Below are 23,473 nucleotides of genomic sequence, written 5' to 3'. Positions count from 1 at the left end.
TTAATGTGAGGGCACCAGGCCGCACGCTACGGACGATACACCTTCACATTCGCGAATCCCTGCTCGCGCAGGTACAGCGCCTGCAGGCGGCTCATCACCCCGCGCTCACACCACAGCAGATACGTTTTGCTCTGATCGAGGTCGCCAAACTTAGTGCTCAGCTTGTAGAACGGCAGAGAAACCACCTCCACGCCTTCAACCTTCAGCGGCTTGTCATCCTGCTCGTCGATGGAGCGGATATCCAGAATCGCATCGTTCGCACCGAAACCGCTCACGGTTTCGACTTCAACCACTTCCTGCTCGGTCTGCTGGGCAATCTCGCGGATGTCGATGTTGGACGCTTCTGCCACCACTCTTTCCAGGATGCTGAAATCGAAGTTCTCTTCTTCCGCTTCGATCTTCGCCTTCACTGCCTTGACGGTCGGGCTTTTTGAGATCACGCCGCAGTATTCCGGCATGGTGCGGGCAAAGTCTTCGGTGCCGATTTCGCGCGCCAGGTCGATGATGTGCTCTTTATCGTGGGAGATCAGCGGACGCAGGATCAGCGTATCTGATACGTTGTCGATCAGACGCAGGTTGGTCAGCGTCTGGCTGGAGACCTGGCCCAGCGCTTCGCCGGTGACCAGCGCCTGCACGCCATAGCGCTCGGCGACTTTGGACGCCGCGCGCACCATCATACGTTTGAGGATCACGCCCATCTGTCCGTCATCCACTTTTTCAAGGATTTCGCCCACTACCGGCTCAAAGTTGATCGCCACAAAACGCACGCGGTGGGAACTGCCGAAGCGGTTCCACAGGTAATGCGCCACCTGACGAACGCCAATCTCATGCGCCGCACCGCCGAGGTTGAAGAAGCAGTAGTGCACGCGGCAACCGCGACGCATCAGCATATAGCTGGAGACGCCGGAGTCGAAGCCGCCCGAGATCAGCGACAGCACATCTTCCTGCGTGCCGATCGGGAAACCACCAATACCTTCATAACGGCCCTTAACCAGCAGCAGACGATCGTTCTCGATCTCAAGGTTAACGGTGACGTCCGGGTTAGTCAGGCGCACGCGCGCCGTCTCAACGTGCTGGTTCAGACCGCCGCCAACGTAGCGCTCGACTTCAATCGAGCTGAACTCGTGCTTACCGCGACGCTTCACGCGCACGCAGAAGGTTTTGCCTTCGATCTGATCGCGGTACTGTACCAGCGCCTTTTCGAAGATATCGTGCATATCGCTGAACGGAACGTCTTCCACTTCCAGAATATGGTGAATACCTGGAATACGGGTCAGCGCGTCGCGAATATCAAGGCGTTTGCTTTCGTCTTTCGCGCGGACTTCAACGTGGTCCCAGTGACGCACCACGGCGAGCGTTTCGTCGTAGTGTTTTAATACGTTACGAATGTTCCCGGTGAGAATTTTAATAAAGCGCAAACGCACAGATTGGCTTTTGATGGTGATTTCAGGGAACAATTTAATGATAAACTTCATGGCGGCAATGTTTCTTAGGCAAGCCTATAAAGGCTTGTAGTGGAAAATGATACAGCAGCCCACACCCGTGGCTGCATCCAGGCGCGCAAGTATACCACCATCGCGCCACTCGCGTTATTTGATAATTGCCCCGAGTCCGTTACCATGTTGGGGCGAAGAATATAAGAGTTAATTCACTATGCCGAAGAAGAACGACGCACCGGCCAGTTTTGAAACTGCGCTGAGTGAGCTTGAGCAGATTGTTACCCGCCTCGAGAGCGGCGATTTACCGCTGGAAGACGCCCTCAACGAATTTGAGCGCGGTGTGCAGCTTGCGCGCCAGGGGCAGGTAAAACTCCAGCAGGCCGAGCAGCGTGTGCAGATCCTGCTTTCCGACAGCGAAGACGCTAAAACCACGCCATTCACACCGGACGCCGAGTAAATGGATTTTACCAACGCGCTTCAGGCGCGCGTCGTTCGCGCCAACGACGCCCTGCGCCGTTTTATTGAGCCGCAGCCTTTTCAGAACACTCCACTGGTTGAAGCCATGCACTATGGCGCACTCTTAGGGGGAAAACGCCTGCGTCCGTTCCTGGTGTATGCCACGGGCAACATGTTTGGCATCAGCGATAATACGCTGGACGCCCCGGCAGCCGCCGTGGAGTGCATCCATGCCTACTCGCTGATCCACGACGATCTCCCGGCGATGGACGACGACGATCTGCGCCGGGGTCAGCCAACCTGCCACATTAAGTTTGGCGAGGCGAATGCCATTCTGGCGGGCGATGCTCTGCAAACCCTGGCGTTCTCGATTCTGAGCGATGCGCCGATGGCGGAAGTGGCCGACCGCGACCGCCTGGCGATGATCTCCGAACTGGCAATGGCCAGCGGCGTGGCCGGCATGTGCGGCGGTCAGGCGCTGGATCTTGAAGCGGAAGGACGTCAGGTTAATCTGGAACAGCTGGAGCGTATTCATCGCCATAAGACGGGCGCGCTTATTCGTTCCGCCGTTCGCCTGGGCGCGCTGAGCGCGGGTGAGCAAGGGCGCAAAGCCCTGCCGATTCTGGACAGATACGCAGAAAGTATCGGTCTGGCATTCCAGGTTCAGGATGACATTCTGGATGTGGTGGGCGATACTGCAACATTGGGTAAACGTCAGGGTGCGGACCAGCAGCTTGGCAAAAGTACCTATCCCGCCCTGCTGGGTCTTGAGCAAGCCCAACGTAAAGCCCGGGATCTGATTGACGATGCCCGCCAGTCGCTGAATGAGCTGGCCGCGCAATCGCTGGATACCTCGGCACTGGAAGCGCTAGCGGACTATATAATCCAGCGTGATAAATAAACTATATATCTCGATGAGCCTTTGATGAGTTTTGATATTGCCAAATACCCGACACTGGCGTTAGTTGACTCCACCCAGGAGTTACGTCTGTTGCCGAAAGAGAGTCTGCCGAAGCTGTGTGACGAGCTGCGTCGTTACCTGCTCGACAGCGTTAGCCGCTCCAGCGGCCACTTCGCCTCCGGGCTTGGCACGGTTGAGCTGACCGTGGCGTTGCATTACGTCTATAACACGCCGTTCGATCAGCTTATCTGGGACGTGGGCCACCAGGCTTATCCGCACAAAATTCTGACCGGACGTCGCGATAAAATTGGCACCATTCGTCAGAAAGGCGGCCTGCACCCGTTCCCGTGGCGCGGTGAGAGCGAGTATGACGTGCTGAGCGTCGGCCACTCATCGACCTCAATTTCTGCGGGCATCGGTATTGCCGTTGCCGCCGAGAAAGAGAACAAGCAGCGCCGCACCGTCTGCGTGATTGGCGACGGGGCCATCACCGCCGGGATGGCTTTTGAAGCCATGAACCACGCGGGCGATATCAAGCCGGACATGCTGGTTATCCTCAACGATAACGAAATGTCGATCTCCGAGAACGTCGGCGCGCTGAACAACCATCTGGCGCAGCTGCTTTCCGGCAAGCTTTACTCATCGCTGCGGGAAGGCGGGAAAAAAGTTTTCTCCGGCGTGCCGCCGATCAAAGAGCTGCTCAAGCGTACCGAAGAACACATCAAAGGCATGGTCGTGCCGGGCACGCTGTTCGAAGAGCTGGGCTTTAACTATATCGGCCCGGTGGACGGGCACGATGTGCTGGGTCTGGTGACCACGCTTAAAAACATGCGCGACCTGAAAGGCCCGCAGTTCCTGCATATCATGACCAAAAAAGGGCGTGGCTACGAACCGGCGGAGAAAGATCCGATCACCTTCCACGCGGTGCCAAAGTTCGACCATACCAGCGGCTGCCTGCCGAAAAGCAGCGGCGGAATGCCAAGCTACTCAAAAATCTTTGGCGACTGGCTGTGCGAGACGGCGTCAAAAGATAACAAGCTGATGGCGGTCACGCCTGCCATGCGTGAAGGCTCCGGCATGGTCGAGTTCTCCAAAAAATACCCGGACCAGTATTTCGACGTCGCCATTGCCGAGCAGCACGCGGTCACCTTCGCGGCGGGCCTGGCGATTGGCGGTTACAAGCCGGTGGTGGCGATTTACTCCACCTTCCTGCAGCGCGCCTACGACCAGGTGATCCATGACGTTGCCATCCAGAAGCTGCCGGTGCTGTTTGCTATCGATCGCGCGGGCATCGTGGGGGCTGACGGCCAGACGCACCAGGGGGCGTTTGATCTCTCCTTCCTGCGCTGCATCCCGGACATGGTCATCATGACGCCAAGCGACGAAAACGAGTGTCGTCAGATGCTGTATACCGGCTACCACTATCAGGACGGCCCCTGCGCGGTACGTTATCCGCGCGGCAATGCCCTTGGTGTTGAACTTCAGCCGCTGGAAAAACTGGACATCGGTAAAGGTCTGGTGAAACGTCGCGGCGAAAAAGTGGCGATCCTGAACTTTGGTACGCTGATGCCGGAAGCGGCAAAAGTCGCTGAAACCCTGAACGCGACGCTGGTGGATATGCGCTTTGTGAAGCCGCTCGATGAGTCTCTGATTCTGAGCATGGCGGAAAGCCACGACGTGCTGGTCACGCTGGAAGAGAACGCCATCATGGGTGGCGCGGGCAGCGGCGTTAACGAGGTACTGATGGCGAACCGTAAATTGGTTCCGGTGCTGAACCTCGGCCTGCCGGACCACTTCATCCCGCAAGGCACTCAGGACGAGGCGCGCGCCGACATCGGCCTGGACGCCGCCGGTATCGAAGCCAGAATCCGCAGCTGGCTGGCCTGATCCCTCCCCTTTTCTGCTCCTGCTATGCTTAAACGTATTGTTTAAACAGCAGGAGCGGAACCATGCAATACACGACATTAGGAAAAACGGACCTCAGGGTGTCCCGGCTTTGCCTGGGCTGCATGACCTTTGGCGAGCCTGACCGGGGAAATCACGCCTGGACGCTGCCGGAAGAGAGCAGCCGCCCTATCATCAAGCGCGCCATAGACGGCGGCATCAACTTCTTCGATACCGCCAACAGCTACTCTGACGGCAGCAGCGAAGAGATTGTGGGCCGCGCTCTGCGTGATTTTGCCCGTCGGGATGAGATTGTGGTCGCCACCAAGGTGTACTACCCGTCAGGCGATCTGGCTGAAGGCCTCTCTCGCGCGCAGATCCTGCGCTCCATTGATGACAGCCTCAGACGCCTGAACATGGATTACGTCGACCTGCTGCAAATTCACCGCTGGGATTACAACACGCCAATTGAAGAAACCCTTGAAGCGCTGAACGATGTCGTGAAAGCGGGTAAAGCGCGCTATATCGGCGCGTCGTCAATGCACGCATCTCAGTTTGCTCAGGCGCTCGATCTCCAGGCGCAGCACGGCTGGGCACGCTTTGTCACCATGCAGGATCACTACAACCTGATTTACCGGGAAGAAGAACGCGAGATGCTGCCGCTCTGCTACCAGGAAGGCGTGGCGGTGATCCCGTGGAGCCCGCTGGCGCGCGGACGCTTAACTCGTCCGTGGGGAGAAACCACGGCGCGGCTGGTATCGGATGAAGTGGGTAAAAATCTTTATTCCGGTACCGAAGCCAGCGATGCGCTGATTGCCGAACGTTTAGCCGGGATCGCCGACGATATCGGCGCAACGCGCGCGCAGGTGGCGCTGGCGTGGCTGCTGGGCAAGCGGGGTGTCGCCGCACCGATTATTGGTACATCGCGGGAAGAACAGCTGGACGAGTTGTTAAGCGCGGTGGATTTATCGCTGACGCCGGAGCAGGTTGCCGAGCTGGAGACGCCGTATCAGCAGCATCCGGTGGTGGGGTTTAAGTAAACACTTGCCGGGTGGCGTACGCTTACCCGGCAATACTGAGTGCACAAACTTACCCGAAGTGATCGTACCCTTTCCAGTCCAGCGTAACGGGCGCACCGTCTTTCACAAACTTCAGCCCTTCACTCTCCGGCATGATCTGACCGATGCAGGTAAACTTTGCGCCAAGATGGGCCAATGCCACGTCCAGCGTTCCACGGTTCAGCTCTGGCACCGTGAAGCACAGCTCGTAGTCTTCCCCCCCGGAGAGCGCCCAGCGCAGCGCCTGCTCAGGCTCCACATGGCGAAGCAGTTGCTCCGACAGCGGGAACAGATCCAGGTCAACGCGCGCGCCCACCCCGCTGGCCTTCAGGATATGGCCGAGGTCAGAGATGAGACCGTCAGAGAGATCGATAGCCGAACTGGCCCGTTCGCGCAGCGCCTGACCGTGCAGAATACGCGGCGTCGGGCGCAGGTGGCGCTTCACCAGATACGCCGCATCGTCAGCGTCCTTCACGTTTAAGCGATCCTGAAGGATCGCCAGCCCTGCCGCGCTGTCTCCCGGCGTCCCGGTCACGTAGATCCAGTCGCCCGGTTTAGCGCCCGAGCGCTTCAGCGCGCGACCGAGCGGCACATAGCCGTGGATCGCCAGCGTCATCGACAGCGGCCCGGCAGTCGTATCGCCGCCAATCAGCTGCATATCGTAGTAGTTCAGCTGTTCAAACAGCGCATCGCTGAACGCTTCAAGCCAGGCTTCATCCACCTCCGGCAGCGTCAGGGCCAGCGTCAGCCAGGCCGGGTCAGCGCCCATTGCCGCCAGATCGCTGACGTTGACCGCCAGCGCTTTATACGCCAGATCGGCAGGATCGATATCAGGTAAGAAATGACGTCCGCACACTAAGGTGTCGGTGCTGATTGCCAGCGTCTGCTTTTCAGGAATATTGAGAAGTGCACAGTCATCGCCAATGCCGGTTTCAACATCAAGACGAGAGGTTCTGACACGGTCGAAATAACGGGCAATCAGGGAGAATTCGCCGCATGCCATACGTTATGCCTCAGCAAATAAAAGAAAAAACCGGAGCCGCACTGCCCGTCAGGCAATGCAGAACTCCGGTTTGCGGATCACTTTTTGTGGGGACGGATCGCAGGTGCGGCTTTATCAAGTACGCCGTTAACGAACTTATGGCTGTCTTCAGCGCCGAAGGTTTTCGCCAGTTCGATCGCTTCGTTGATGGCCACTTTGTACGGCACATCATCACGTTTAGACAGCTCAAACAGCGCGATACGCAACACTGCTTTTTCCACCTGACCCAGCTCTTCGAGCAAACGGGACAGGTATGGCTTCATCAGGCCATCGAGATACGCGCTATTAGTCGCCACTCCCGACAGCAGTTCACGGAAGTACAGAACGTCAACGTCTTTCACGTCCTGTTCTGACAGGAACTGGTATTCAACATCAGCGATGTCGTTCTGGGACAACTGCCAGGAGTAAAGTGCCTGGACGGCACATTCACGGGCGCGGCGACGAGCAGCAGGTTTCACGGAATTCCCCTTACAAAAAAATCAGGCCTTAATGGCTTTCAATACATTGATCATTTCAAGCGCGGTCAGTGCAGCTTCTGCACCTTTGTTACCGGCTTTGGTGCCAGCACGTTCGATGGCTTGTTCAATACTTTCGGTGGTCAGCACGCCGAACGCGACAGGAATTTCAGCATCCTGCGCAACGTGTGCCAGACCGTTGCTTGCACCGCCCGCAACGTATTCGAAGTGCGCAGTGCCGCCACGAATAACGGTACCCAGCGCAATCACCGCGTCGTATTTACCGGTTTTCGCCAGCGCGCCCGCCGCCAGTGGCAGTTCATAAGCGCCTGGAACCCAAACAACGGTAATGTTGTCATCTTTAACCTGGCCGATACGTTTCAGGGCGTCAATCGCACCTTCCAGCAGGCTATCGTTGATGAAGTTGTTGAAACGCGCAATGGTGATGGCGACGCGAGCGTCCGGGGTAGCTACAGCAGCTTCAATAATGTTCATACTCTTCCTTTACGGGTTCATTTGGCCCCGCAGGGGGGCGGATTTTATCATAATACTTTGCGCACTGCTTCCCTATTTCGGGAGCAATTACGCTGTCGTTAAATGGAGGCAGACATCCGGACCCACCGGACGAATCTCGCTGAATGTGAGTTGCGGTGCGTCGGCCAGTTTTTCAAGGCCAGGCAGCACAAACAGGCCGCGCGCATCATGACCTAACAGTTTAGGCGCAACGTAGACGAGCAGTTCATCCACCAGCCCCGCCTGGAGCAGCGCGCCCGCGAGCGTCGGACCGGCTTCGACCCAGATACTGTTCACCTGCTGCTTGCCGAGCAACATCATCAGCACCACGAGATCCAGATGTCCGTTATGCTCCGGCACCATAATGCTGCGCACGCCTTCCGGCCATTCACGCGTATCTTCTTTGGTGCGCGCAATCCAGGTTTCACCCGGCTGATGCACGATGCGGTGCTCCGGGGTCACGCGGTTCTGGCTATCAATAATAATACGCAGCGGCTGGCGCAGGTTCTCCTGCGGATAAAGCGCCTGGGTATCGGCATTCAGCTCATCCCAGCGCACGGTCATGGCCGGATCGTCAGCCAGAACGGTTTCACTGCTGGTGAGGATAGCATGGCTTTGCGCACGCAGACGTTGCACATCGCGCCTTGCCTGCGGCGAGGTGATCCACTGGCTTTCACCGTTCGCCATTGCCGTACGGCCGTCCAGCGAGGCGCCCAGCTTAAGCTGGATATACGGAAAACCGGTGCGCATGCGCTTCAGAAAGCCTTTGTTGATGGCTTCCGCATCTTGCATCATCAGGCCGTGGCTGACGTCGATCCCTTCCTGTTGCAGACGATACAGGCCGCGGCCCGCCACCTGCGGGTTAGGATCCTGCATAGCGGCGACCACGCGCGAAACCCCTGCCGCAATCAGCGCTTCACAGCACGGCGGCGTGCGCCCGTGGTGGCTGCAGGGCTCCAGCGTCACGTAGGCCGTCGCGCCTCGCGCTTTCTCCCCCGCCATACGCAGGGCATGCACTTCAGCATGCGGCTCGCCTGCGCGATAGTGAAACCCTTCCCCCACGATCTCGCCATCTTTCACGATAACGCACCCGACGTTGGGGTTAGGATGGGTGGTAAAACGACCGCGCTGCGCCAGCTTCATGGCCCGCGCCATGTACTTCTCATCCTGCATGGGCTTAATCCTGTAAGCGGGCGATCTCTTCGCCAAACTCTTTGATATCTTCGAAACTGCGGTAGACAGAGGCGAAGCGGATATAGGCGACCTTATCGAGCTTTTTCAGCTGCTCCATCACCAGGTTGCCGATCATTTTGCTCGGGACTTCACGCTCGCCCAGGCCACGCAGGTAAGATTTAATGTGGTTTAACGCCATTTCGACATCATCCGCGCTGACGGGCCGTTTTTCGAGGGCTTTCAGCATTCCGCTGCGCAGTTTCTCTTCGTTAAACGGCTCGCGCACGTCGTTACTTTTTACCACGCGCGGCATTACCAGCTCTGCAACCTCAAAGGTCGTGAAACGCTCGTTGCACACCAGACACTGCCGACGACGGCGCACAGAAGACCCTTCGCCCACAAGGCGAGAGTCGATGACTTTGGTATCCACAGCGGAGCAGAATGGGCAATGCATACGGTATCCCTGTTATCTGGTTAACTGATTTTCATTTTACCCTGATCTGGCCTGACAACAAAGGAGGAGCTTTTTTGAGATAAAGGATCTATGTCCGGCGGTACGTTGCTGGCTACCATTATGGGGATCCGTCATTTCAAGGAATAAACGCTATGACAAGACGTTACCTGAAAATTTTACTGGTGGGGAGCCTCTTCACCCTTAGTGCCTGTGCACAGCAAACCGAAGTCCGCCAGATGAAACAAAGCGTGAATACGCTCAACACGGCGATGGACAAACTGAACAAAGAAACGGTGAAGATCACCCAGCAAAACGCGCTGAACGCCAAATCCACCAGCGGGGTATATCTGCTGCCAGGAGCGAATACGCCTGCCCTGCTTAATAGCCAGATTGGCACGCTGAAGATGTCTCTGGTGAATGTGGCGGCGAATGCGGATGGTACGCGCGCAACATTACGTATTCACGGTGAGTCCAACGATCCGCTGCCCGCCTTCAGCGGCACCGTAGAGTGGGGCCAGATCCAGGGCACCACGGAGAGCTACCAGGAGGTGAACGTGAAGAACCAGCTGTTCACCGCTCCGGCCAGCGTGTTAGCGCCCAGCGATGTGGATATTCCACTTCAGCTAAGCGGACTTACGCCTGAGCAGTTAGGCTTTATCCGCATTCACGACATCCAACCTGCCGCGCAGTAATCCCTTCCTTTTGAGCGGAGTGAAATGTCACTCCGCTAACATTTACATTTCGTATGGATTGGCAACAGAAATGATTGCCGCTACAATCCCGGCCGTTTAAAGTACGCAAACGTGAACGCAATCGATTACGCGTGTGAGAGATATGTGAAACAACACATATTTTTGTGAGCAGGGATTCCTATAATAGGCACCGCAGAAACACGAAATATTTAGAAACGCAATTCGCGCATTTTTCACTCCCGGAAGGGAATTTCAATCAGTGGCATGATTATGAAAAAAACATTACTCGCAGCCGGTGCAGTTCTGGCACTGTCCTCCTCTTTCACTGTTAACGCAGCGGAAAACGAGAAACCACAATACCTCTCCGACTGGTGGCACCAGAGCGTTAACGTGGTAGGCAGCTACCACACCCGTTTCGGACCGCAGATCCGCAACGATACCTACCTGGAATATGAAGCGTTCGCCAAGAAAGACTGGTTTGATTTCTACGGCTATATGGATGCGCCTGTGTTCTTCGGTGGTAACACCGATGCGAAAGGTATCTGGAACCACGGTTCCCCACTGTTCATGGAGATTGAACCGCGCTTCTCCATCGACAAACTGACCGGTACCAGCCTGGCGTTTGGTCCGTTCAAAGAGTGGTACTTCGCAAACAACTACATCTACGACATGGGCCGCAATAAGTCCGGTCGTCAGAGCACCTGGTATATGGGTCTGGGTACTGACATTGACACCGGCCTGCCAATGAGCCTGTCCCTGAACGTGTATGCAAAATACCAGTGGCAGAACTACGGCGCAGCGAATGAAAACGAGTGGGACGGCTACCGTTTCAAAGTGAAATACTTCGTGCCAATTACCCAGCTGTGGGGCGGTAATCTGAGCTACATCGGTTTCACTAACTTTGACTGGGGCTCAGACCTGGGCGACGACGATTTCCGTGACCTGAACGGCAAGAAAGCGCGTACCAACGATTCCATCGCCTCCAGCCACATCCTGGCGCTGAACTACGATCACTGGCACTACTCTGTTGTTGCGCGTTACTGGCACAACGGTGGCCAGTGGAACGACGATGCGAGCCTGAACTTCGGTAACGGCGACTTTAGCGTCCGCTCTACCGGCTGGGGTGGTTACCTGGTCGTGGGTTACAACTTCTAATCAGTGCGGGATTGTGCGGGCTGGTGCCCTCACCCCTTCCCTCTCCCACGGGAGAGGGCGCAAACACAAAAAACGGCAACATCGTTGCCGTTTTGCTTTTACCTCGCCACCCGGCTTTTTACTGCTTCACCTTGCGCAAAAAATCTGCCAAAGACCTGTCCGCACTCTCACTGAACCGCCTCTCCGTCATTACAACATTGAGACACCGGTCGAGCCGGAAACAGCGGTAGTCATCGCGCCGTTCACACCATGCCGCCAGCAGCCAGCGCTCCCCCCAGAAGAATAACCCCAGCGGCTGTACCTCACGTTTTGAGAGTAGCCCGGCTTCATCACGATAATGCAGCGCTAATACGCGCTGAGCAGAAATCGCCTGGTGAATCATGTCAAAATCGCTGCGGGAGTGGCTTTGCATGCAAAAATCCGGGGCGTAGATACGCGTTTGCTCCGCCTTTCTGCGGCTCTCCTCGGGCAGAATAGCCAGCACCTTCTCCTGGGCCGACTCCAGCTCGCGCGACAGCGATTCACCTCCCCAGGTTTTGAGCAGGCGAATCGCGACCATCAGCGCTTCGGATTCCTTATTTGTCAGCATCAGCGGCGGCAGGTCAAAACCCGACATCAGCCGATATCCGCTTCCCGCCTCGCCTTCCACCGGCACGCCGGAAAGCGACAGGTCGCGGATATCGCGGTAGACCGTGCGCTCGGACACGCCAAGCCGGTCCGCCAGATGCGCTGCCGTTGTCAGACGCCTGCCCCGCAGGATCTGCACAATCTGAAACAAACGGTCAGCGCGTCGGGTCATAACGTCATTCGCTCTCAGGCAGGTTGATGAAGGCCGACGCGGTTACCCTCGCTGTCGGTAAACAGTGCGATAGTGCCGATACCATGCGGCAGTTCCAGCGGGCCAAACACGCACTCGCCGCCCGCAGAGGCAATGCGATCGAGCGTGGTCGCCAGATTGTCAGTATGCAGGTAAATAATAGCGCCCTGCAAAGAGGGCGTAACGCCGTCAAATTTTGCCAGCGCTCCTCCGGTTGCGGGATCCTCATGCGGGAAAACCGCCAGCTCGGCAATGTCCATTTTCTCGCGACGCAGTGCGAGCTGCATCACCGGCTCATAAAATTTAATGGCGCGATCCATATCCGAAACCGGAATTTCAAACCAGTTAATTACGCTTTTCATACATCCTCCTGCCTGTTGTTTGGGTTCAGAAGGAGTCTACGGCAGGGCTCCTGACAGCATACTGTCAGGAGTGTTTGTCAGGAGCAGATAAAAAAAATCCCGGTCAACAGACCGGGATTCCGATAACGCGCTAAACGTCGCCTTACGGCAGAATGGACGGCTGATCCGCCCCTTCTTTCTCGACCTTCTGCTGGAGCAGGTGCTCGCGCTTCATGCCAAGTTTCAGTGCCAGAGCGGACGCCACGTAAATAGACGACGCCGTACCGATGGAGACACCGATCAGCATGGTCAGCGAGAAGCCTTCCAGCACCGGGCCACCGAAGAGGAACAGCATCAGGATCACCATCAGGGTAGTACCGGAGGTGATCAAGGTACGATGCAGCGTCTGGGTCAACGACACGTTAAAGATTTCGTACGGCGTGCCGCGACGGATCTTACGGAAGTTTTCACGGATACGGTCAGATACCACGATACTGTCGTTCAGTGAGTAACCGATTACGGACATCAGGGATGCCACGATGGTCAGGTCAATCTCAATGTGGAACAGAGACAGTATGCCCATGGTGATCACCACGTCGTGCGCCAGGGCGATAACCACACCAGCCGCCAGTCGCCACTCGAAGCGGAAACCGACGTACACCAGGATGGAGATCAGCGCCACCAGCAGCGCCATGGCGCCGGTTTGCGCCAGGTCCGCACCCACGCTCGGGCCGACGAACTCAATACGCTTGACCGCCGCGCTCTGGCTGGTGGTCTCGTTAATGACCTGTACGACCTTGCTGCCCAGCTCCTGGCTGCCGTTGGCATCGTGCACCGGCGGCATACGTACCATGATGTCGCGGCTGCTGCCGAAGTTCTGCAGCAGCGGCTCTTCAAAGCCCGCTTTCTGCAGCGATTCGCGCATCTGGTCCATATCGACCGGTTTTTCCAGGGAGATCTCGATGACCGTACCACCGGTGAAATCGAGACCCCAGTTAAAGCCTTTCACGCCCATAATGACGATGGACAAAATCAGCAGTAAACCTGAAATGCCGAAGGCCCAGTAGTCCCAGCGCATAAAGTCCCAGACTTTACGGCCATGGTTCAATTGTTCAACAGTATATTCCTGTGCCACAACGCACTCCTCAGATAGACAGCTTTTTGACGCGCTTGCCGCCGTACAGCAGGTTCACGATGGCACGGGTGCCGACAATAGCGGTAAACATTGACGTTGCGACACCGATACCGGTGGTAATCGCAAAGCCTTTGATCGCGCCAGTACCCACTGCATACAGGATAAGAACCTTAATCAGTGTTGTTACGTTCGCATCGAAGATAGAGCTGAACGCGCCTTTATAACCTTCGTCAATCGCCTGCTGGACAGAGCGACCGTTGCTCAACTCTTCTTTGATACGTTCGTTAATCAGTACGTTGGCGTCGACCGCCACCGCAAGGGTCAGAACGATACCCGCAATCCCTGGCATGGTCAGCGTCGCCCCCGGCAGCAGGGACATAATGCCGATGATCAGCACCAGGTTTGCGATCAGCGCGGAGGTCGCAATCAGACCGAACTTCTTATAGAAGAAGATCATGAAGAGGATAGAGACTGCCAGACCGGCCAGACACGCTTCCAGACCCTGCTGGATGTTTTGCATACCCAGAGTTGGACCAATGGTACGTTCTTCAACAATCTGAATTGGCGCAATCAGCGCACCGGCACGCAGCAGCAGCGAGAGCTGACGCGCTTCGTTCGGGTTACTAATACCGGTAATACGGAAGCTGTTACCCAGACGAGACTGGATGTTGGCGATGTTAATCACCTCTTCCTCTTTCACCAGCACCGCACGGCCGTTTGCATCTTTCTTACCGCTGTCTTTGTACTCCACGAACAGGGTCGCCATCGGTTTGCCGATGTTGTCCTTGGTGAAGTTAGACATGATGTTACCACCCGCGCTATCCAGCGAGATGTTAACCTGCGGCTGGTTGTACTCATCCTGGCTTGAAGTGGAGTCGGTGATGTGGTCACCGGTCAGGATCACGCGCTTGTACAGCACAACCGGCTGACCTTCGCGGGTCTGTTTCACTTCGGAGTCACCCGGAATACGGCCAGACGCCGCGGCAGACTGATCGACATTGGAGTTCACCAGACGGAATTCCAGCGTCGCGGTCGCACCGAGGATCTCTTTCGCACGCGCGGTATCCTGGATACCCGGCAGTTCAACCACGATACGGTCAGCACCCTGACGCTGTACCAGCGGCTCAGCCACGCCCAGCTGGTTTACACGGTTACGCAGAATGTTGATGTTCTGCTGAACGGCATATTCACGCGCTTCTTTCAGACGCGCATCGGTCATCACCGCACGCAGCTGGTTACTGCCCTGAGAGGTGATCACCAGGTCACGGTGACGTTGGGTCAGGTAATCTACAGCCTGATCGCGCGCCGCGCTGTCGCGGAACGTGATGCTCATGCCGTAGTTATCTTCTTTACGCACGGTAGTGTATGGGATGCCTTTGTCGCGCAGATCGCTGCGCAGGCTGTCGATATTCTGTTCCTGCAGCTTGCCGAGCGCGGTATCCATATCCACTTCCATCAGGAAGTGAACGCCGCCACGCAGGTCAAGACCCAGCTTCATTGGCTCTGCGTTCAGCGCAGCCAGCCAGCGAGGGGTTGCAGGAGCAAGGTTAAGCGCCACGACATATTTGTCACCCAGCACGCCCATCAGCGCTTCGCGAGCGCGGAGCTGCGTGTCGGTGGTGTCGAAGCGAGCAAGAATTGCACCCTCTTCCAGAGCCACAGACTTAGCGGTAATTTTTTCTTCTTGTAACGTTTTCTGGACCTGGATCAGCGTTTGCTCACTGGCGGCGACACCGCGCGCGCCAGTGATTTGAACGGCCGGATCCTCACCATACAGGTTGGGAAGCGCGTACAGCAGGCCGACGATAATCACGACGACCAGCATGATGTACTTCCACAAAGGATAACGGTTTAACACGGCAGTTCCCTTTGGGAAAAGTTGGGATTACAGCGCCTTCATGGTGCCTTTCGGCAGAACGGCAGCTACGAAGTCACGTTTGATAACCACTTCAGTGGTGTCGTTCAGGGCGATAGCAATGTAGCCGCTTTCAGCCACTTTGGTTACGCGGCCGACCAGACCACCGTTGGTCAGCACTTCATCGCCTTTCGCGATGGAGTCCATCAGCTTTTTGTGCTCTTTGGTACGCTTCTGCTGTGGGCGCAGGATCATGAAGTAGAAGATCAGACCGAACACAACCAGCATCAGGATCAGAGACATCGGGCTGCCCTGCGCCGGAGCACCTGTTGCCGCTACCGCATCAGAAATAAAAAAGCTCATTCAAATTCCCTCATTATTAATATTAATCAACGTTCAACGGTGGAACATCCCGCCCCTGACGTTGGTAAAAATCGGTCACGAAGCTCTCTAATTTACCCTCTTCGATAGCCTTGCGTAAACCAGACATTAAGCGCTGATAGTAGCGAAGATTATGAATCGTATTGAGACGCGCGCCCAAAATCTCATTACAACGATCGAGATGATGCAGATACGCGCGAGAATAATTGCGACAGGTATAGCAATCGCACTCGGAATCGAGCGGGCTGGTGTCACTCTTATGCTTCGCGTTACGGATTTTCACCACGCCATCGGTAACGAACAGATGACCGTTACGCGCGTTGCGGGTTGGCATCACGCAGTCGAACATATCAATGCCGCGACGTACGCCTTCCACCAGATCTTCGGGTTTACCCACACCCATCAGGTATCGTGGTTTATCCGCCGGGATTTGCGGGCAGACGTGCTCCAGAATGCGGTGCATGTCTTCCTTCGGCTCACCCACAGCCAAACCGCCGACAGCGTAGCCATCAAAACCTATCTCTACCAGACCTTTAACAGAGATATCGCGTAAATCTTCGTAAACGCTGCCCTGAATGATGCCGAACAGCGCATTTTTGTTCTGCAGGGAGTCAAAACGGTCGCGGCTGCGCTTCGCCCAGCGCAGAGACATCTCCATAGAGCGTTTCGCGTAGTCCCAGTCTGCCGGGTACGGCGTACATTCGTCGAAGATCATCACGATGTCGGAGCCGAGATCGTACTGAATCTCCATCGACTTTTCGGGATCGAGGAAAATCGGATCGCCGTTGATCGGGTTACGGAAGTGTACGCCCTGCTCGGTGATCTTGCGGATATCGCCCAGGCTGAAGACCTGGAAGCCGCCGGAGTCGGTCAGGATCGGGCCTTTCCACTGCATAAAATCGTGCAGATCGCCGTGGAGCTTCATGATCTCCTGACCCGGACGCAGCCACAGGTGGAAGGTATTGCCGAGGATAATCTGTGCGCCCGTGGCTTCAACTTCTTCCGGCGTCATCCCTTTTACGGTGCCGTACGTGCCCACAGGCATAAACGCGGGGGTTTCCACCACGCCGCGATCAAACACCAGGCGACCGCGACGCGCGCGGCCATCGGTGGTATCGAGTTCAAATTTCATTTTTTCTCCGACGTCAGAAAAACAGTCCAACGTTGTCATACGGTGCCGCGGACTTATTCCCCGACACGCTCATTCAAAGCCAGCGGATTGTACGTGATAAACATCGCGTCCCCGTAGCTAAAAAAGCGATATTTTTGTTCTACCGCAGACTTGTACGCATTCATCGTATGCTGATAACCCGCAAACGCAGAGACCAGCATAATCAGCGTCGATTCAGGCAGATGGAAGTTGGTCACCAGCGCGTCAATCACTTTGTACTGATAGCCCGGGTAGATGAAGATCTGCGTATCGCCAAAGAACGGCTCGATAAGATCGCGCTTTGCAGCCTGCGCGGCGCTTTCCAGTGAACGCACGGACGTCGTACCGACGGCCACGACGCGGCTACCGCGCGCTTTCGCCGCCAGCACCGCGTCCACCACATCCTGCGGCACTTCGGCATACTCGGAGTGCATGATGTGGTCTTCAATGCTGTCCACGCGCACCGGCTGGAAGGTGCCCGCGCCAACGTGCAGCGTCACAAACGCCATCTCAACGCCCTTCGCGCGCAGCTTTTCCAGCAGCGGTTCATCAAAGTGCAGACCTGCGGTTGGCGCCGCGACCGCGCCAGGCTTCTGGCTGTAGACGGTCTGGTACAGCTCGCGGTCGGCCTCTTCGTCCGGGCGCTCAATGTACGGCGGCAGCGGCATATGGCCGATGGCGTTCAGGATATCGAGCACCGTGCGCTCGTCGTCGAACGCCACCTCGAACAGCGCGTCGTGGCGCGCGGTCATGGTCGCCTTGATGCTTTCGTCATCACCCAGCAGCAGCTCCGCGCCCGGCTTCGGCGCTTTGGAAGCGCGAATATGTGCCAGAATACGTTTATCATCGAGCATACGTTCGACCAGCACTTCAATCTTGCCGCCGCTGGCCTTACGGCCAAACAGGCGCGCCGGGATCACGCGGGTATTGTTAAAGACCAGCAGATCGCCAGGGTTGAGCTTGTCGAGCAAATCGGTGAAAGTACCGTGCGTCAGCTCGCCCGTTGGCCCATCCAGTGACAGTAAGCGACAGCTGCTGCGCTCAGGCATGGGATAGTGAGCAATCAGGGATTCAGGTAGTTCAAAGGAGAAATCGGCGACGCGCATGACGTATACTCGTGACTTAAAAACAGGCGGCATAGTCTAGTGCTCACACCCTTTTGCTGCAACAACTAGCCGCCACTGGACAAATAAAACGCATGAATTTTCTCGCTCACCTGCATCTCGCTCACCTCGCTGACAGCTCCCTTTCCGGCAATTTGCTGGCCGATTTCGTGCGCGGCAACCCCGCTGAAGCGTATTCTCCCGAGGTTGTCGACGGGATTTTTATGCACCGCCGCATTGATGTCATCACTGATAATCTGCCCGAGGTGACGGAAGCGAAAGCGTGGTTTCGCCCTGAAACGCGCCGCGTTGCGCCGATCACGCTCGACGTGATGTGGGACCATTTCCTGTCTCGCCACTGGGAACAGCTCTCGCCGGAGATGCCGTTGCCGGCGTTTGTGCGCTACGCCCACCAGCAGGTGTCGATCATTCTGCCCGACTCGCCGCCGCGCTTTGTGAATCTGAATAACTACCTGTGGTCGGAACGCTGGCTGGAGCGCTATCGCGAGATGGACTTTATCCAGAATGTCTTGAATGGCATGGCGAGCCGTCGCCCGCGGCTGGATGCGCTGCGCGACTCCTGGTACGACCTGGATGAGCATTACGATGCGCTGGAGAGCCAATTCTGGCAGTTCTATCCGCGCATGATGGCGCAGGCGAAAAACAAGCAGCTCTGACAGCACGATCATTGATAGGTAAAAGCTGGCGGAACGATTGTCACCACCTCTTTGTCTTATCCACGAACACTCTCTATACTGGCTCGCGTTGCGTTCCAAATAACCTTAGTATCTACAGGAGAATCATATGGTTCTGGTAACTCGTCCGGCTCCGGATTTTACAGCTGCAGCAGTTCTGGGCAACGGTGAAATCGTTGAAAACTTCAACTTCAAACAGCACACCAACGGTAAAGCGACCGTTCTGTTCTTCTGGCCAATGGACTTCACTTTCGTTTGCCCGTCTGAGCTGATCGCGTTCGACAAACGTTATGAAGAATTCCAGAAGCGTGGCGTGGAAGTGGTTGGCGTCTCCTTCGACTCTGAATTTGTACACAACGCATGGCGTAACACCCCTGTCGACAAAGGCGGCATCGGTGCGGTGAAATACGCAATGGTTGCGGACATCAAACGCGAAATCCAGCAGGCTTACGGTATCGAACATCCGGACGCTGGCGTTGCGCTGCGCGGTTCCTTCCTGATCGACGCAAACGGCATCGTTCGTCACCAGGTTGTGAACGATCTGCCGCTGGGTCGTAACATCGACGAAATGCTGCGCATGGTTGACGCGCTGCAGTTCCACGAAGAGCACGGCGAAGTGTGCCCGGCTCAGTGGGAAAAAGGTAAAGAAGGTATGGCTGCTTCCCCAGACGGCGTTGCTAAATACCTGTCAGAGAACGTATCCAGCCTGTAATCGGCACGGTTTACGAAGAAGGCCCGCTTATGCGGGCCTTTTTTTATGCCTTACGCTGCGTCTCTCGCCAGATGCGCCAGGCCATTCCCGCCAGCAGAATTACGCCCGCAATTAGCACGCCCCACACCAGCAGCGCGTTCATCCGGCTCTCCCGCTCGGACGCAGAGGTAGCGGTCAGACGCCCCTCGCCGCCTAACGCGACATCATCCAGAATGTCGGCCTGCGGCAGGCGCTCCATATCATAGGTTTTGCGCAGGTCGGCGGGGATCAGCATGTCAGGTTCCACGCTGGCAGGCTTTGCAGCGCCATTGCCCCAGGCAAGCACGTATGGCGCTTTTCCCTGCGCGTTGAACACCAGATCATAGCGGTCACGATGCCCGGTGACGCCCGGCAGGTATTCCGGCAGGCGCGCATTCAGCGTCGTGATTTTCACCGCCTGCACCAGGCCTCCGCTAAGCGAAACCGGTGGAGACGTTTTGCCCTCCAGACGGTAAAGCACCTCTTTTTTCAGGGAGTGCCATATGTCTTTTTCCGTACTCCGCCACGCTATCTCCACGGGAAGGACGCCGTCGCCATTCAGTAAAATGCTGATAGCACTCAGCGGCTGCGGCTGCGCCCAGTGCCACTGCGCTTCGCTTGTCGATAGCTGCTCCCCTACCCCCTCAAGATCGATCGCGTCCGGCGTCGCCCGCGCAGGGGCGCTAATCGCGTTAACGCCGGTTAAGGTCACCCCCTGGCTCTGAGCATTCAGCACAACCAGGAGATAGCGATTCGTATCGGGAGACAAAACGATATCGGTATCGATCCGATCGAGCTTAAGACGATCCTGCCCGCTCATCACGTCCAGCAGCGGCATATCCTCGCGCAGGGTATACCAGCGCTTAAGATCCTCGCTGTAGTAGACCGACGCCGTTCCCTGCCACGGCGCCTGAGGGGTATTCCAGAGCAGCTGCAGCTGGGACAGGGCAATCTCACCCGTAGCCTGCTCCGGCAGGGTCAGCAGATAATGCTGCCCGGCTGCGGCGGCTTTTTGCCCCTCCAGCACAATCTCTACGCCGTTTCCGGAACGGAGCAGGATCTTATCGCTGCCCTCATCCCCACGTGCAGGCGCAAGCGGTGAGGCGTCCAGAGGAAAGAGGCGCAGCGCCGTGGATTGCGCTGCCACCTGCGGACGCGTCGCGGTGACCAGGCTGAAAGGAACCGGCTCGCCCGACTGGTTAAAGACGCGAACGTCATGCAGATCCGGCGACGTACTCTGCGTATAGACGGCGAGCGGCAGCGTCACCCGATACCACTGGGAAGGAGCAGACGTATCCAGCGAGCGGCCAAAGGCATAGTCCCGGGGCGATTCCGTTTGTACCTCGTCGCAGAACGCCGGGCCTGCAAGCGCCAGCAGAGCGGTACAAGCTACCGCTTTCATCCATTTCATTTTTCATCTCCTGTTTTGGGCGGTAGCGGCGAGAAATACCCCACGATCAGCACCAGTATTGCCACGCCGATAAACGCCACCGCACGCGACAGACCGCCTCCACCCGCGCTGTCCACCAGCATCAGTTTAACCATCACCACGCCCAGCAGCGCGGCACCGCCAAGCCACTCCTGACGGGAAGCCCTACGGGTGGCGTGGACCATGATCACCAGCGCGCTCAGCATCCAGAACAGGGCAAACGTGGTCTGGATCAGCCGCGAATCCCACAGCGACGCCATATTCCAGGCCACGTCGCCGCACCAGGCCAGGGCGCGCATCAACGCACCGTTAAGCCACCAGAAGCCAAACGCCATAATCGCGACGGCAGGCCACGGACGGGCCTGCGAGAGCTGCGTCGGGTAGTAGCGATCCACCGCCCGGTAAAAGACCACCAGCCCCAGCAGCGCGAACGCCGCGCCTTCTTCAAGCGGGTTCACCAGCGGCAGCCAGGTCTGACGATAAACCACGCCGTCCTGGAAATTGGTCACCACCAGCAATACCAGCAGCGCCGCGAGCACGGGGATCGGTGCTATGCACGCGTAGAGCGCGGGCCACTCCCGGAACGGCCACCCGCGACGGCGCACCGCCGCAGAGAGCGCCATAATCACCCCGCCGCCTGCTGCCATCGCCAGCCCGCTGCCCCAGGCCGCCATGCCCCACGGCAGCGACCGGGCAAACCAGTAAAGCTCCGCCGCCAGCGCCAGTAATATCATCCAGAACAGCGCCAGATGCAGCCCCATAGAGATGCGCGGCGCTAAACGGGCGCCGTCGCGCCGCAGCAGCATCAGCGCGGCGGGAAGCGCAATACCCCAGGCCAGATTTGACCAGCCGGCGGCAAACATCTGCTGGTGCGAGAGCTGATAGCCCACCATCACCAGCATCAGCGGCCACAGCAGCCATTTGCTGGCATCCAGCTCCCGCCACGCCAGACGAGCGGCAGCCTGACGCCAGCCCCAGACCGACGCCGCCGTCAGCGCCAGCACGCCTGCCAGAACAGGCAGTTCCTGCTTCAACACCAGCCGCGACACGCCAAATAGCGCCACGAGCCAGAACAGCAGCCCGCCTGCCAGCAGCGCCCAGCTAACCGGCAGAAAGAGGTTCCGCCACAGCCAGGCCGCAGCCAGCCAGCAAAGGCTGAGGATGGCGAAGATAAGCAGCAGGCTCAGCGGCGTAACGCCGTTCATCTGCGCCCACAGCGCGCTGCCGAGCGCCAGCACCAGCAGCGCCGTCCCGCTATAGCTCATGCGCCGCTGGTGCTGCTGCACGCCCAGCCAGAGGATGCCCAGCCCCTCCAGCGCCCAGGCCATCGCCGTCCACCGCGCGGAGAGCGCGAGCGGAATCGCAAGCGTGGCAAACCCGCCGCCGATCGCCAGCGCCGCCATCACCAGCGGTCGCCCGATGGACGGATAGCGGCGCAGCGCAAGGAAAGCGAGGGCAAGATAAAATGCGCCGTATCCCAAAGCGCTCAGGGCCGGACCATATTCCCAGTGCCGGGTCATACCGTACTGCATCCCAAAGCCTATCAGCGGCGGGGCAAACAGCAGCACGCCGTCAATAATCTGCTTTCCTTTTTCCTGCGCCCGCAGCGACAGCGCCACGCTCAGCACGCCGAATATCAGCGTATTGGCAATCAGGAACAGCTGGCAGATCCAATAGTCTTCAGGCTGGTACTCACTTAGCCCCCACAGGCCGCCCACGCCAAAGGTAAAGAGCAGCCCGAGCAGGTTGAGCTCGCGCCAGTGCTGCCAGATGCTGATGGCGAGAATGCCGATGGAAAGCAGGAGATAGAAGGAAAACAGCGCCACAAAGCTGCCGCCCCCGGTAGATAGTAGTAGCGGCGCAAGATACCCGCCGAGGCTCGCCAGCATGGCAAGGCTCAGCGCTTTCTGCAGCACGGCCAGCCCAACGCTCGCGGCGCAAATCACCACCAGTAGCGCAAAGGCCAGCGTCATCGGCAGCATCTGCCAGAGCCGGAAGGCGCCAAAGACCGTCAGGTAGAGAATGCCCGTCGCCCCGCCCTGTAAGATAAGCGCGTAGATCGGCTGCTTGTGCCGCAGCCGCCACCCAACCGCCAGCAGCACGATGGCAAACAGCGCCGTCGCTACCAGGCGTAGCTCAAGCGGGAACAGGGAGTGTTCAACGGTATAGCGCAGCAGGAAAGAGAGGCCGAGGAAGAGCAGCAGAATGCCAAGCTTCGCCAGGGGATTACCCTGCATAAACCAGCGCGTCAGCGACGTCACTATGCCACCAAAGGCAGAAGGCTGTTTAGCCGCAGGCGCAGGGGCCGGAGCGGGTTTTGCCTCGGCTGCGGGAATGTCGGGACGCCAGGGATCGACAGGCGCGGGCGCGTCCTCAGCCACAGGCGCGGTCACGACAGCCGGAGTGACCGCTTGCACCTGTTCTGTCTCCGGCGCTACCTGAGCTGCGCCGCGCTGCTCAAGCACCTCAATGCGCTGGCGTAGCCGGGCAATCTCCTGCTGCGCCGCCGTGCTTCGATTAAACCCGATAACCGCAAGCACGGGCGCAACCAGCAGCGCAAAAACCAGGAATAAACAGCCAAGGATGTAAAGCTCGTCCATGTTTCCACCTTCACC

Annotated in this window: 23 protein-coding genes; 8 read left to right on the top strand and 15 right to left on the bottom strand. The window is 57.6% G+C overall.

Annotated elements, in window-relative coordinates:
- Window positions 1-26 precede the first annotated feature (26 nt).
- Complete coding sequence (gene thiI, locus IM294_RS07750; RefSeq protein WP_045259896.1) at window positions 27-1,475, bottom strand: tRNA uracil 4-sulfurtransferase ThiI; 1,449 nt, start codon at window positions 1,473-1,475, stop codon at window positions 27-29.
- A gap of 178 nt (window positions 1,476-1,653) precedes the next feature.
- Here thiI and xseB point away from each other — a divergent pair, with 178 nt between their 5' ends.
- From xseB to IM294_RS07730, 4 genes are all read left to right on the top strand, one after another.
- On the top strand, window positions 1,654-1,896 hold the full coding sequence (gene xseB / locus IM294_RS07745; protein WP_003859094.1) for an exodeoxyribonuclease VII small subunit: 243 nt from the start codon (window positions 1,654-1,656) through the stop codon (window positions 1,894-1,896).
- Complete coding sequence (gene ispA, locus IM294_RS07740) at window positions 1,897-2,796, top strand: (2E,6E)-farnesyl diphosphate synthase (RefSeq protein ID WP_028012152.1); 900 nt, start codon at window positions 1,897-1,899, stop codon at window positions 2,794-2,796.
- A gap of 24 nt (window positions 2,797-2,820) precedes the next feature.
- Window positions 2,821-4,683, top strand: coding sequence for a 1-deoxy-D-xylulose-5-phosphate synthase (gene dxs, locus IM294_RS07735; protein WP_126818300.1), 1,863 nt, complete (start codon window positions 2,821-2,823; stop codon window positions 4,681-4,683).
- A gap of 62 nt (window positions 4,684-4,745) precedes the next feature.
- Entirely contained in the window at window positions 4,746-5,720 is a 975-nt protein-coding gene (locus tag IM294_RS07730; protein WP_028012150.1) for an aldo/keto reductase, read from the top strand.
- 49 nt (window positions 5,721-5,769) lie between these two features.
- Here the strand turns inward: IM294_RS07730 and thiL are convergent, their stop codons facing one another.
- The 5 genes from thiL to nrdR all read right to left on the bottom strand — a co-directional run bounded on the left by thiL (window position 5,770) and on the right by nrdR (window position 9,375).
- Window positions 5,770-6,741: a thiamine-phosphate kinase gene (thiL, locus tag IM294_RS07725; protein ID WP_041911088.1), complete on the bottom strand. Its 972-nt coding sequence runs from the start codon at window positions 6,739-6,741 to the stop codon at window positions 5,770-5,772.
- Between the two features lie 77 nt (window positions 6,742-6,818).
- Window positions 6,819-7,238: a transcription antitermination factor NusB gene (gene nusB, locus IM294_RS07720; RefSeq protein WP_006809908.1), complete on the bottom strand. Its 420-nt coding sequence runs from the start codon at window positions 7,236-7,238 to the stop codon at window positions 6,819-6,821.
- 21 nt (window positions 7,239-7,259) lie between these two features.
- Window positions 7,260-7,730: a 6,7-dimethyl-8-ribityllumazine synthase gene (gene ribE, locus IM294_RS07715; protein ID WP_006176874.1), complete on the bottom strand. Its 471-nt coding sequence runs from the start codon at window positions 7,728-7,730 to the stop codon at window positions 7,260-7,262.
- 87 nt (window positions 7,731-7,817) lie between these two features.
- On the bottom strand, window positions 7,818-8,921 hold the full coding sequence (gene ribD, locus IM294_RS07710; protein WP_126818299.1) for a bifunctional diaminohydroxyphosphoribosylaminopyrimidine deaminase/5-amino-6-(5-phosphoribosylamino)uracil reductase RibD: 1,104 nt from the start codon (window positions 8,919-8,921) through the stop codon (window positions 7,818-7,820).
- A gap of 4 nt (window positions 8,922-8,925) precedes the next feature.
- Window positions 8,926-9,375, bottom strand: a complete 450-nt coding sequence (gene nrdR, locus IM294_RS07705; RefSeq protein WP_008503337.1) for a transcriptional regulator NrdR — start codon at window positions 9,373-9,375, stop codon at window positions 8,926-8,928.
- A gap of 152 nt (window positions 9,376-9,527) precedes the next feature.
- Here nrdR and IM294_RS07700 point away from each other — a divergent pair, with 152 nt between their 5' ends.
- Together IM294_RS07700 and IM294_RS07695 are read left to right on the top strand one after the other, a co-directional pair.
- A complete protein-coding gene (locus tag IM294_RS07700) occupies window positions 9,528-10,067 on the top strand; it encodes a DUF3251 domain-containing protein (protein ID WP_028012147.1) in 540 nt (179 codons plus the stop codon).
- A gap of 270 nt (window positions 10,068-10,337) precedes the next feature.
- Window positions 10,338-11,222: a nucleoside-specific channel-forming protein Tsx gene (locus IM294_RS07695; RefSeq protein WP_028012146.1), complete on the top strand. Its 885-nt coding sequence runs from the start codon at window positions 10,338-10,340 to the stop codon at window positions 11,220-11,222.
- A gap of 118 nt (window positions 11,223-11,340) precedes the next feature.
- Here the strand turns inward: IM294_RS07695 and IM294_RS07690 are convergent, their stop codons facing one another.
- The 7 genes from IM294_RS07690 to queA form a co-directional block, all read right to left on the bottom strand.
- Window positions 11,341-12,021, bottom strand: coding sequence for a YafY family protein (locus tag IM294_RS07690; RefSeq protein ID WP_028012145.1), 681 nt, complete (start codon window positions 12,019-12,021; stop codon window positions 11,341-11,343).
- Between the two features lie 14 nt (window positions 12,022-12,035).
- A complete protein-coding gene (locus IM294_RS07685; protein WP_049137496.1) occupies window positions 12,036-12,401 on the bottom strand; it encodes a VOC family protein in 366 nt (121 codons plus the stop codon).
- A 142-nt stretch (window positions 12,402-12,543) separates the two neighbouring features.
- Complete coding sequence (secF, locus tag IM294_RS07680; RefSeq protein ID WP_047367602.1) at window positions 12,544-13,515, bottom strand: protein translocase subunit SecF; 972 nt, start codon at window positions 13,513-13,515, stop codon at window positions 12,544-12,546.
- Window positions 13,516-13,525: 10 nt separating this feature from the next.
- Window positions 13,526-15,373: a protein translocase subunit SecD gene (secD, locus tag IM294_RS07675; RefSeq protein ID WP_072031998.1), complete on the bottom strand. Its 1,848-nt coding sequence runs from the start codon at window positions 15,371-15,373 to the stop codon at window positions 13,526-13,528.
- A 27-nt stretch (window positions 15,374-15,400) separates the two neighbouring features.
- Complete coding sequence (gene yajC / locus IM294_RS07670) at window positions 15,401-15,733, bottom strand: preprotein translocase subunit YajC (RefSeq protein ID WP_000007630.1); 333 nt, start codon at window positions 15,731-15,733, stop codon at window positions 15,401-15,403.
- A gap of 22 nt (window positions 15,734-15,755) precedes the next feature.
- Complete coding sequence (gene tgt / locus IM294_RS07665) at window positions 15,756-16,883, bottom strand: tRNA guanosine(34) transglycosylase Tgt (RefSeq protein ID WP_045259930.1); 1,128 nt, start codon at window positions 16,881-16,883, stop codon at window positions 15,756-15,758.
- Window positions 16,884-16,936: 53 nt separating this feature from the next.
- On the bottom strand, window positions 16,937-18,007 hold the full coding sequence (gene queA / locus IM294_RS07660; RefSeq protein WP_047367601.1) for a tRNA preQ1(34) S-adenosylmethionine ribosyltransferase-isomerase QueA: 1,071 nt from the start codon (window positions 18,005-18,007) through the stop codon (window positions 16,937-16,939).
- Between the two features lie 92 nt (window positions 18,008-18,099).
- Between queA and acpH the strand changes: the two genes are divergently transcribed.
- Entirely contained in the window at window positions 18,100-18,681 is a 582-nt protein-coding gene (gene acpH, locus IM294_RS07655; RefSeq protein ID WP_041911095.1) for an ACP phosphodiesterase, read from the top strand.
- A gap of 127 nt (window positions 18,682-18,808) precedes the next feature.
- Entirely contained in the window at window positions 18,809-19,411 is a 603-nt protein-coding gene (locus IM294_RS07650) for a peroxiredoxin (protein ID WP_008503347.1), read from the top strand.
- Between the two features lie 43 nt (window positions 19,412-19,454).
- Here the strand turns inward: IM294_RS07650 and IM294_RS07645 are convergent, their stop codons facing one another.
- Together IM294_RS07645 and IM294_RS07640 are read right to left on the bottom strand one after the other, a co-directional pair.
- Window positions 19,455-20,840, bottom strand: coding sequence for a DUF3999 domain-containing protein (locus IM294_RS07645; protein WP_126818298.1), 1,386 nt, complete (start codon window positions 20,838-20,840; stop codon window positions 19,455-19,457).
- Window positions 20,837-23,458, bottom strand: a complete 2,622-nt coding sequence (locus IM294_RS07640; protein ID WP_126818297.1) for a DUF2339 domain-containing protein — start codon at window positions 23,456-23,458, stop codon at window positions 20,837-20,839. The genes IM294_RS07645 and IM294_RS07640 overlap by 4 nt, the downstream gene beginning before the upstream one ends.
- Window positions 23,459-23,473 lie beyond the last annotated feature (15 nt).

It is taken from the genome of Enterobacter cloacae complex sp. P43RS (genome assembly GCF_014930585.1).
Taxonomy (GTDB): Bacteria; Pseudomonadota; Gammaproteobacteria; order Enterobacterales; family Enterobacteriaceae; genus Enterobacter; species Enterobacter bugandensis.
The sequence above is the reverse complement of the archived record's forward strand: the minus strand, read 5'-3'. Positions and strand labels throughout refer to the sequence as shown.